Source organism: Duganella vulcania (assembly GCF_009857655.1).
Classification (GTDB): domain Bacteria; phylum Pseudomonadota; class Gammaproteobacteria; order Burkholderiales; family Burkholderiaceae_D; genus Rugamonas; species Rugamonas vulcania.
In genome coordinates, this window is the sequence record NZ_WWCX01000159.1 from 1 (window position 1) to 7609 (window position 7609).

A 7609-nucleotide genomic window follows, 5' to 3' on the forward strand; every position below is an offset into this window, starting at 1 on the left:
CCGGCCGGCGCGCAACCGTCGCCGCTGCGTCCTCCGGTGCAGGCGATCCCGCTGTCGCAGGGCCAGCCGGCGCCGCTGCCGCCCAGCCAGGGACAACAGCCGCAGCCGGTGCTGCCGCCGCCCGAACCGGAGCCGGCGCCGATTCCGCCGGCGCAGCAGTAAGCCCATGATGATGAAGCGCGTCCGTGGCTTCACGCTGATCGAACTGCTGGTGTCGCTGGCCATCCTCGGCCTGCTCAGCGCCCTGGTGGTGCCGACCGCGCAAGTGGTGGTGCAGCGCCGCCAGGAGCAGGAGCTGCGCGAGGCGCTGCACCAGATTCGCGGCGCGCTGGACGCCTACAAGCTGGCCTATGACCAGGGCCGCGTCGCCAAGGCGATGGGCGCGACCGGCTATCCCAAGACGCTGGAGCTGCTGGTAGAAGGCGTGCCGGACGCGCAGAATCCCAAGCACACCAAGATCTACTTCCTGCGCCGGGTGCCGCGCGATCCGTTTAACCCGGACGCCGCGTTGAGCGATGGCCAGACCTGGGGCAAGCGCAGCTACGCCAGCGACGCCGACCAGCCGAAGGAGGGCGAGGATGTCTATGACGTCTACAGCCTGAGCGAGAAGACCGGCCTGAACGGCGTACCCTACAGAAAATGGTGACCATGAAGACCAAAGGATTCACGCTGATCGAGTTGCTGGTGGTGCTGGGCATCGTCGCGCTGATGCTGACGCTGGCCGTGCCGCGCTACTTTCCCAGCATCGACAAGTCGAAGGAGGTGGTGCTGGCCGATAACCTGCGCAATGTGCGGCAGGTGCTCGACCAATACTACGGCGACACCGGCCGCTATCCCGACTCGCTGGAGCAGCTGGTGGAGAAGAAGTACCTGCGCGCCATGCCGGTCGATCCAATCACCGACAGCGACACCACGTGGATCATCGTGCCGCCGGAGGACACCGGCAAGGGCGGGGTCTACAACATCAAGAGCGGCGCGCCCGGCAACGACCGCAGCGGCAAGCCCTACGCCGACTGGTGATGAGGGCGCAGCGCCAGCGCCGCGTCGGCGGCTTCACCTACCTGAGCCTGTTGATCCTGCTGGCCATCATCGGCCTGGTGACGGCCACGGCGTTGAAGCTGGGTTCGGTGGTGCAGCGCAGCCGGGCGGAGATGGAGCTGCTCGATATCGGCGCCGCGTTCAGCGACGCCCTGAAAAGCTACGCCGACGCCACGCCGGCCGGGATGCCGCCGCAGCCGCCATCGCTGAAGGAGCTGCTCAAGGATCCGCGCTTCCCCGGCACCCGCCGCCACCTGCGCAAACTGTTTGTCGATCCGATGACCGGCAAGTCCGAGTGGGGCATTCTGTATCTCGGCGACAAGGTCGGCGTGCTGGCGGTCTACAGCCTGTCCGACGCCAAGCCTGTGAAAGTGGGAAATTTCCCGGCCCGCTACACGGGCTTTGAAGGCAAGGCGCATATTTCTGACTGGAAGTTTTCCATGGCGTTGGCCGGGGCGGTACCCACCGAAATGACGGGCCCGTCGCCGCGCGTCACGGCGCCCGCGCCTGGAAAGCAGCAAGCCGCTCCGCCGTCGATTCCGGCCCCGCCGCCACCCCCGGTGGAGGCGCCGGCCAGCCCGCCGGAGCCGCCGGAAGTGCGGCCCGATCCGGTCGAGCCGCCGATCCCCGAAACGCACGAAAAGCCGCAGGAATAGCGGCTTGGAAGCCACATTTTTTAAAAATTTTCTCTCGGATTGTCACGGGTTTTCAGTTTACCCCCCCGACATTTACCCTGATATTTTCATAACATGGAAAAAGTTATTTATAAGAAACTAAAAATGGAAAAATAACAATTGGAATTAATATTCTTATGTTATGATTCTTCCCGAAGTACTCCTATTAACTATTCGGTGGTTGGCGAAAGCGCAGCCACAATTCGTTTGATTAAGGAAATCACATGAAATTGAAATCTTTCGTTGCTGGCGCTCTGCTGGCTGCCGCTTCGGTTAGCGCATTTGCTGCTGATCAGCTGAACATCCCTGTGACCCTGGGCGTTGCTACCGGCTTCTCCGGTCTGTCGCTGCCAGGCGATGGCCTGTTGTCCGGCGGTTCCGACGTCCTGACCTTCACCGGTCTGGCAGCTGGTACCTACAACGTTCTGCTGAACTACAGCGCGACCAACGTGAACATCCAAACCGCCAGCCTGAACGGCCAGGCTCCTGTGTTCATCTTCGGCAGCTCGTTCGCTAGCCTGGGTTCGTTCAACGTTGGCACCAACTCGCCGTTCACCCTGACCCTGGGCGGCACGCCAACCAGCGCCTCGTCGGCGTTCTACAACGGTTCGATCACCGTAACCGCCGTACCAGAACCAGAAACCTACGGCATGCTGCTGGGCGGCCTGGCTCTGATGGGTGTTGTTGCTCGTCGCAAAGCAAAAAAAGCAGCTTAAGTTTTAGCTGCTCTTAAAACCCGCCTCGGCGGGTTTTTTTTCGTCCGTTGTTCAGGCTTAGCGGGCTGTGCGCTTGATATCCCGCAGCCGGAAGCCCATGGCGAACAGCGCCGCGAAGTACACCGCTCCGCACAAACCGATCAACAGCATCAGCGCGCCGATGCGCAACAGCGTATGGTGCTGCAAGCCCAGCCAGTCCACCTGCTGGCCGCCGAACCACGCGGCCGCGCCCATCAGCACGCACGCCACCGCCAATTTGGCGCAGAACATCGTCCAACCCGGCTTGGGCCGGTAAATGCCGCGCTTGCGCAAGCCCGCGTACAGGAAGCTGGCGTTGATGCAGGCGCCCAGGCCGATCGACAGCGCCAGGCCCGACACCTTCAGGTAGGGCACGAAGATCCAGTTCATCAACTGGGTCGCCACCAGCACGCCGGTGGCGATCTTGACGGGGGTGCGGATGTCCTGGCGCGCATAGAACGCCGGCGCCAGCGTCTTGACCAGGATGATGCCCAGCAGCCCGGCGCTGTAGGCGATCAGCGGGTAGGACGACTGCGTGGCCGCCTCGTCGGTGAATTTGCCATAGTGGAAGAGGGTGGCGATCAGCGGCTTGGCCAGCGCGGCCATGCCCACCGCCGCCGGCAGCGCCAGCAGGAAGGTCAGGCGCAGGCCCCAGTCCAGCAGGTCGGAGTATTCTTGGGCATCGCCGTCCGACTTCGCCTTGGACAGACTGGGCAGCAAGATCGTGCCCAGCGCCACGCCCAGCAGCGCGGTCGGGAACTCCATCAGGCGGTCGGCGTACGACAGCCAGGAAATGCTGCCCTCGGCCAGCCGCGAGGCGATGCTGGTGTTGATCATCAGGCTGATCTGCGCGGCCGACACGGCGAACACGGCCGGCCCCATCTTCTTCAGCACGCGGCGCACGCCCGGGTCGCCCAGGCCGGCTGCCGGATTCCAGGACAGGCGCGGCAACATGCCGATCTTGACCAGCGCCGGAATCTGGATCGCCACCTGCAGGATGCCGCCGACGAACACGGCGATCGCCATCGCGTAGATCGGCTGCTCCAGGTGCGATTGCAGGAACAGCGAGGCGGCAATGAAGGACAGGTTCAGCAGCACCGGCGTGAAGGCCGGGATCTTGAACTCGCGCCAGGTGTTGAGCACGCCGCCGGCCATCGCCACGAAGGCCATGAAGCTAATATAAGGGAACATGAGCCGCGTCATCCAGACGGCGGCGTCGAAGGCGCCCGGTTGCTTGTCCAGGCCGGTGGCGATGAGGTAAACAAACAACGGCGCGCCTATAATACCGAGCGCGCTGACGAACAGGGTGGCCCACACCAGCGTGTTGGCCACGTGGTCGGCCAGCGTCTTGCTGGCCTCCTGGCCGTGCTGGTTTTTATATTCCGACAAGATCGGCACAAACGCCTGGGAGAAGGCCCCCTCGGCAAACAGGCGGCGCAGCAGGTTGGGAATGCGGAACGCGACGATGAAAGCGTCCGTGTAGGCGCCGGCGCCAAAGGCCCGGGCAAACAAGGTTTCACGCAATAATCCGGTTACACGGGACAGCATGGTCATGCTGGAGATGGCGGCTAGAGTTTTAAGCAAGTTCATGGGACGTGATTATAGTTGCTCCTGACAGAAAACATCGCTATAATCGCAGGCTGTACAGAATTCTGTTACGCAGACACTAATGTTTGGCAGGCAGTAGTTTGACTCACATGGTTCGGCAGACGCACTGAACGCACCTGTTTGGCAAACAATAATGTTTGCAAACGCACCTTTACCCTGTTTTAGGAAATTCCATGGCAAATACCGCACAAGCGCGCAAACGCGCTCGTCAAGCAGTTAAGCAAAACGCTCACAACTCGTCCCAGCGTTCGACCCTGCGCACCGCTATCAAGGCAGTTCGCAAAGCGATCCAGGGCGGCGACAAAGCTGCTGCGACGGCAATCTTCCAATCGTCCGTGTCGACCATCGACAGCATTGCGGACAAGAAGATCATCCACAAAAACAAGGCAGCTCGTCATAAGAGCCGTCTGGCAGCTGCCCTGAAGGCACTGTCCGCTTAATTCCACTCGTTGGGATTTAAAGCAAGAACCCGCCTGGCTTCGGCCAGCGCGGGTTTTTTCGCATGCGTGGACGTAAAAAAGCCGGCCCGGGGCCGGCTTGCTGGTGTGGCAGCGATTACTTGGCTGGCATCGAGGCGGAAGCTTCTGCCGATGCGGAAGCTTTCTTGTGCTTGGCTTTCTTAGCTTTTGGCGCCGAGGCGGAGGCGGAGGCCGATGCGGAAGGGGCCGATGCCATCGGGGCTGCAGCAGCTGCCGAGGCGGACGCCGAAGCCGACGGGGCGGCAGCGAAGGCGGAAGCAGCAAACAGGGAGGCAACCAGGGCAGCGATGATCTTGGACATGATGAGTTCCTTTGGCAGTTGATTGAACCAGCTAAAAAAAACGAAGATTCATATGAATCTAGCTCATTAACGCCGCTCAAAATTTCCAGTTGACACAAAAATGCTCGAAAAACAGAATTTTATGTGCTGCAACGCATCAATCTAGCCCGCCAGGTCCTTGGCCGACACCGCCATCCACTCGCCCGGCATCAGCGGGTGGGTCGCCAGCGAGATGGCGCCGATGGCGCTGCGCACCAGCCGCAGCGTCGGCAGGCCGACCGCCGCCGTCATGCGCCGCACCTGGCGGTTTTTCCCCTCCTGAAGCGTGATCGCCAGCCAGCTGGTCGGGTGCTCGGCGCGGCTGCGGATCGGCGGATTGCGCGGCCACAGCCACTCCGGCTCGGCGATCCGCACCGCCTTGCACGGCTTGGTGACGAAGTCGCCCAGGTCCAGCGGCGCCTGCAGCCTGGCCAGGCTGGCTGCGTCCGGCACGCCGTCCACCTGCACCAGGTACACCTTCGCCTCCTTGTGGTCGGGATGGGCGATGGTGTGCTGCAGCTTGCCGTCGTCGGTGAGCAGCATCAAGCCCTCGCTGTCGGCGTCGAGCCGGCCGGCGGGGTAGATGTTGGGGATCTTCAGGTGGTCGGCCAGCGTGGCGCGGCCGTCCTGCGGGGAAAATTGGCACAGCACCTGGAAAGGTTTATTAAATAGAATGAGTGACATACTTCTCTTCGGATGATTTTGGTGTAGGCTTTAAGGTTGTAATGAAAACCATGGCGCCTGTGAAAATACTGGTGCATAATGCCACACACCTGTCTTATGTCTTATAGAAGACTTGGCGGGAGCAGCCCGCTGCCCGCCGAGCGTCCACTTCGGAGAACACGATGTATCAGCATATCAAAGTACCTGCCGACGGCCAGAAAATCACCGTCAACGCCGATTTTTCCCTGAATGTACCAGATAACCCGATCATTCCCTACATCGAGGGCGATGGCACCGGCGTGGACATCAGCCCGGTGATGATCAAGGTGATCGACGCGGCGGTGGCCAAGTCCTACGGCGGCAAGCGCAAGATCAGCTGGATGGAAATCTTCGCGGGCGAAAAATCGACCACCGTGTACGGCCCGGACGTGTGGCTGCCGGAGGAAACCCTGCAGGTGCTGAAGGATTACGTGGTCTCGATCAAGGGCCCGCTGACCACGCCGGTCGGCGGCGGCATCCGCTCGCTCAACGTGGCGCTGCGCCAGCAGCTGGACCTGTACGTCTGCCTGCGCCCGGTACGCTACTTCACCGGCGTGCCATCGCCGGTCAAGGAACCCGAAAAGACCGACATGGTCATCTTCCGCGAGAACTCGGAAGACATCTACGCCGGCATCGAGTACCAGCAGGGCTCGGAAGGCGCCAAGAAGCTGATGGACTTCCTGATCAAGGAAATGGGCGTCACCAAGATCCGCTTCCCGGCCACCTCGGGCCTGGGCATCAAGCCGGTGTCGATCGAAGGCACGCAGCGCCTGGTGCGCAAGGCGATCCAGTACGCTATCGACAACGACAAGCCGTCGGTGACCATCGTCCACAAGGGCAACATCATGAAGTACACCGAAGGTGGCTTCCGTGACTGGGCCTACGAGCTGGCGCAAAAGGAATTCGGCGCCGAGCTGATCGATGGCGGCCCATGGTGCAAGTTCAAGAACCCGAAGACCGGCCGCGACATCATCATCAAGGATTCGATCGCCGACGCCTTCCTGCAGCAGATCCTGCTGCGCCCGATCGAGTACAGCGTGATCGCCACCCTGAACCTGAACGGCGACTACATCTCGGACGCGCTGGCGGCCCAGGTGGGCGGCATCGGCATCGCCCCGGGCGCCAACCTGTCGGACTCGGTCGCGATGTTCGAAGCCACCCACGGCACCGCGCCCAAGTACGCCGGCAAGGACTACGTGAACCCCGGTTCGCTGATCCTGTCCGCCGAAATGATGCTGCGCCACATGGGCTGGGTTGAAGCGGCCGACCTGATCATCAAGTCGATGGAGAAAGCCATCGATTCGAAGAAGGTCACCTACGACTTCGCCCGCCTGATGGAGGGCGCGACCCAGGTCTCGTGCTCGGGCTTCGGCGACGTGATGATCGAACAGATGTAAGCCAGCCACCGGCATGCACCGGCCCCGTCCGCCTGAGCGCGCTCAGTGCGGACGGGGCTTTTTTTTGACAGGAACCACGATGACGCCCACCACCGCGCCGACCGCGCCGACGCTCTGGCAAGCCTTCCGCTTCTGGCTCAAGCTGGGCTGCATCAGCTTTGGCGGACCTGCCGGGCAGATCGCCATCATGCACCAGGAGCTGGTCGAGCGCCGGCGCTGGATCTCCGAGCGCCGTTTCCTGCACGCGCTCAACTACTGCATGCTGCTGCCTGGTCCCGAGGCGCAACAGCTGGCCACCTACATCGGCTGGCTGCTGCACCGCACGCGCGGCGGCATCATCGCCGGCGGCTTGTTCGTGCTGCCGTCGCTGCTGTTGCTGGTGCTGCTGTCGTGGCTGTACATGGCGTTCGGCCAGCAGCCGCTGGTGGCGGGGCTGTTCTACGGCATCAAGCCGGCGGTCACGGCCATCGTGCTGCAGGCCGCGCACCGCATCGGCACGCGCGCCTTGCGCAATGGCTGGCTGTGGGGCATCGCCGGCGCCGCCTTCGTGGCGATCTTCGCGCTGCAACTGCCATTCCCGCTGATCGTCGCCGGCGCCGCGCTGGCCGGCTATGCCGGCGGCCGCCTCCTGCCGCAGGCGTTCACGGCCGGCATAGCC

At 62.5% G+C, this 7609-nt stretch carries 10 protein-coding genes; 7 read left to right on the forward strand and 3 right to left on the reverse strand.

Translation table 11 applies throughout. From position 1 onward, the window contains the following. The first annotated feature begins 169 nt into the window (after nt 1-169). From GTP90_RS33960 to GTP90_RS33975, 4 genes are all read left to right on the forward strand, one after another. The gene (locus GTP90_RS33960; RefSeq protein ID WP_161087656.1) at nt 170-646 is read left to right on the forward strand and encodes a type II secretion system protein; all 477 of its coding nucleotides are present in this window, start codon (nt 170-172) and stop codon (nt 644-646) included. Continuing rightward, entirely contained in the window at nt 640-1020 is a 381-nt protein-coding gene (locus GTP90_RS33965) for a type II secretion system protein (protein ID WP_161087648.1), read from the forward strand. Before GTP90_RS33960 ends, GTP90_RS33965 begins: the two co-directional genes overlap by 7 nt. Beyond that, nucleotides 1020-1694: a type II secretion system protein gene (locus tag GTP90_RS33970; protein WP_161087649.1), complete on the forward strand. Its 675-nt coding sequence runs from the start codon at nt 1020-1022 to the stop codon at nt 1692-1694. Before GTP90_RS33965 ends, GTP90_RS33970 begins: the two co-directional genes overlap by 1 nt. A gap of 242 nt (nt 1695-1936) precedes the next feature. After that, on the forward strand, nt 1937-2428 hold the full coding sequence (locus tag GTP90_RS33975) for an FxDxF family PEP-CTERM protein (protein ID WP_161087650.1): 492 nt from the start codon (nt 1937-1939) through the stop codon (nt 2426-2428). A gap of 57 nt (nt 2429-2485) precedes the next feature. On the opposite strand, the gene murJ is transcribed toward GTP90_RS33975, so the two are convergent. Continuing rightward, nucleotides 2486-4036 carry a murein biosynthesis integral membrane protein MurJ gene (murJ, locus tag GTP90_RS33980; protein ID WP_161087651.1) on the reverse strand — a complete coding sequence of 517 codons (1551 nt, stop codon included), beginning with the start codon at nt 4034-4036 and terminating at the stop codon, nt 2486-2488. 191 nt (nt 4037-4227) lie between these two features. On the opposite strand from murJ, the gene rpsT reads away from it, so the two are divergent. After that, a complete protein-coding gene (gene rpsT, locus GTP90_RS33985; RefSeq protein WP_008446456.1) occupies nt 4228-4494 on the forward strand; it encodes a 30S ribosomal protein S20 in 267 nt (88 codons plus the stop codon). Nucleotides 4495-4609: 115 nt separating this feature from the next. Here rpsT and GTP90_RS33990 read toward each other — a convergent pair whose 3' ends face one another. After that, nucleotides 4610-4834: a hypothetical protein gene (locus GTP90_RS33990; protein WP_161087652.1), complete on the reverse strand. Its 225-nt coding sequence runs from the start codon at nt 4832-4834 to the stop codon at nt 4610-4612. 141 nt (nt 4835-4975) lie between these two features. Beyond that, entirely contained in the window at nt 4976-5536 is a 561-nt protein-coding gene (locus tag GTP90_RS33995; RefSeq protein ID WP_161087653.1) for a pseudouridine synthase, read from the reverse strand. A gap of 161 nt (nt 5537-5697) precedes the next feature. On the opposite strand from GTP90_RS33995, the gene icd reads away from it, so the two are divergent. Both icd and GTP90_RS34005 read left to right on the forward strand, forming a co-directional pair. Then, entirely contained in the window at nt 5698-6951 is a 1254-nt protein-coding gene (gene icd / locus GTP90_RS34000; protein WP_161087654.1) for an NADP-dependent isocitrate dehydrogenase, read from the forward strand. Between the two features lie 79 nt (nt 6952-7030). Next, nucleotides 7031-7609, forward strand: a 579-nt coding sequence (locus GTP90_RS34005) for a chromate transporter (RefSeq protein ID WP_161087655.1), incomplete at its 3' end; no start/stop codon positions are given.

What these genes read in the sequence shown, in the direction of transcription:
- GTP90_RS33960 (WP_161087656.1), top strand. Translation starts at nt 170, where the DNA reads ATGATGAAGCGCGTCCGTGGCTTCACGCTGATCGAACTGCTGGTGTCG.
- GTP90_RS33965 (WP_161087648.1), top strand. Translation starts at nt 640, where the DNA reads ATGGTGACCATGAAGACCAAAGGATTCACGCTGATCGAGTTGCTGGTG.
- GTP90_RS33970 (WP_161087649.1), top strand. Translation starts at nt 1,020, where the DNA reads ATGAGGGCGCAGCGCCAGCGCCGCGTCGGCGGCTTCACCTACCTGAGC.
- GTP90_RS33975 (WP_161087650.1), top strand. Translation starts at nt 1,937, where the DNA reads ATGAAATTGAAATCTTTCGTTGCTGGCGCTCTGCTGGCTGCCGCTTCG.
- murJ (WP_161087651.1), bottom strand. Translation starts at nt 4,036, where the DNA reads ATGAACTTGCTTAAAACTCTAGCCGCCATCTCCAGCATGACCATGCTG.
- rpsT (WP_008446456.1), top strand. Translation starts at nt 4,228, where the DNA reads ATGGCAAATACCGCACAAGCGCGCAAACGCGCTCGTCAAGCAGTTAAG.
- GTP90_RS33990 (WP_161087652.1), bottom strand. Translation starts at nt 4,834, where the DNA reads ATGTCCAAGATCATCGCTGCCCTGGTTGCCTCCCTGTTTGCTGCTTCC.
- GTP90_RS33995 (WP_161087653.1), bottom strand. Translation starts at nt 5,536, where the DNA reads ATGTCACTCATTCTATTTAATAAACCTTTCCAGGTGCTGTGCCAATTT.
- icd (WP_161087654.1), top strand. Translation starts at nt 5,698, where the DNA reads ATGTATCAGCATATCAAAGTACCTGCCGACGGCCAGAAAATCACCGTC.